Here is a 1,752-nt window from a genome sequence, read left to right as displayed (position 1 = left end):
CCCTACACCCTTACCCCGGGACTACCACCGCCCGGGTTGGACTACCTTCCTGCGTCACCCCATCGCTTACCTACTACCACCTTGGGTCAGCGGCTCCACCACTTTCCTTTCCCCGAAGGGTCCGGAACGGCTTCACGGCCTTAGCATTAATGGGCTCGATATTGGGCGTTTCAAAGCGGGTACCGGAATATCAACCGGTTGTCCATCGACTACGCCTGTCGGCCTCGCCTTAGGTCCCGACTTACCCTGGGCAGATCAGCTTGACCCAGGAACCCTTAGTCAATCGGCGCACACGTTTCTCACGTGTGTATCGCTACTCATGCCTGCATTCTCACTCGTGAACCGTCCACAACTCGCTTCCGCGGCTGCTTCACCCGGCACACGACGCTCCCCTACCCATCACAGCGGGCGTTGGCCCTATTGCTGCAATGACACGACTTCGGCGGTACGCTTGAGCCCCGCTACATTGTCGGCGCGGAATCACTTGACCAGTGAGCTATTACGCACTCTTTCAAGGGTGGCTGCTTCTAAGCCAACCTCCTGGTTGTCTCTGCGACTCCACATCCTTTCCCACTTAGCGTACGCTTAGGGGCCTTAGTCGATGCTCTGGGCTGTTTCCCTCTCGACCATGGAGCTTATCCCCCACAGTCTCACTGCCGTGCTCTCACTTACCGGCATTCGGAGTTTGGCTAAGGTCAGTAACCCGGTAGGGCCCATCGCCTATCCAGTGCTCTACCTCCGGCAAGAAACACACGACGCTGCACCTAAATGCATTTCGGGGAGAACCAGCTATCACGGAGTTTGATTGGCCTTTCACCCCTAACCACAGGTCATCCCCCAGGTTTTCAACCCTGGTGGGTTCGGTCCTCCACGAAGTCTTACCTCCGCTTCAACCTGCCCATGGCTAGATCACTCCGCTTCGGGTCTTGAGCGCGCTACTGAATCGCCCTATTCGGACTCGCTTTCGCTACGGCTTCCCCACACGGGTTAACCTCGCAACGCACCGCAAACTCGCAGGCTCATTCTTCAAAAGGCACGCAGTCACGAGATACAGCAAGCTGTATCCGACGCTCCCACGGCTTGTAGGCACACGGTTTCAGGTACTATTTCACTCCGCTCCCGCGGTACTTTTCACCATTCCCTCACGGTACTATCCGCTATCGGTCACCAGGGAATATTTAGGCTTAGCGGGTGGTCCCGCCAGATTCACACGGGATTTCTCGGGCCCCGTGCTACTTGGGTGTCTCTCAAACGAGCCGTTAATGTTTCAGCTACGGGGGTCTTACCCTCTACGCCGGACCTTTCGCATGTCCTTCGCCTACATCAACGGTTTCTGACTCGTCTCACAGCCGGCAGACTGTGAAAGAGAGATCCCACAACCCCGCATGCGCAACCCCTGCCGGGTATCACACGCATACGGTTTGGCCTCATCCGGTTTCGCTCGCCACTACTCCCGGAATCACGGTTGTTTTCTCTTCCTGAGGGTACTGAGATGTTTCACTTCCCCTCGTTCCCTCCACATGCCCTATGTGTTCAGGCATGGGTGACAGCCCATGACGACTGCCGGGTTTCCCCATTCGGAAACCCCCGGATCAAAGCCTGGTTGACGGCTCCCCGGGGACTATCGTGGCCTCCCACGTCCTTCATCGGTTCCTGGTGCCAAGGCATCCACCGTGCGCCCTTAAAAACTTGGCCACAGATGCTCGCGTCCACTGTGTAGTTCTCAAGCAACGACCAGCCACCCATCACCCC

At 57.4% G+C, this 1,752-nt stretch carries 1 rRNA gene (only partly in view); it reads right to left on the bottom strand.

Annotated elements, in window-relative coordinates:
* Positions 1-1,695: ribosomal RNA gene (locus tag ACFQ79_RS40210) — 23S ribosomal RNA — on the bottom strand (it extends 1,491 nt beyond the left edge of the window).
* Positions 1,696-1,752 lie beyond the last annotated feature (57 nt).

The organism is Streptomyces sp. NPDC056480 (assembly GCF_042795405.1).
Classification (GTDB): Bacteria; Actinomycetota; Actinomycetes; order Streptomycetales; family Streptomycetaceae; genus Streptomyces.
This window is presented reverse-complemented; position numbering and strand designations above follow the sequence as displayed.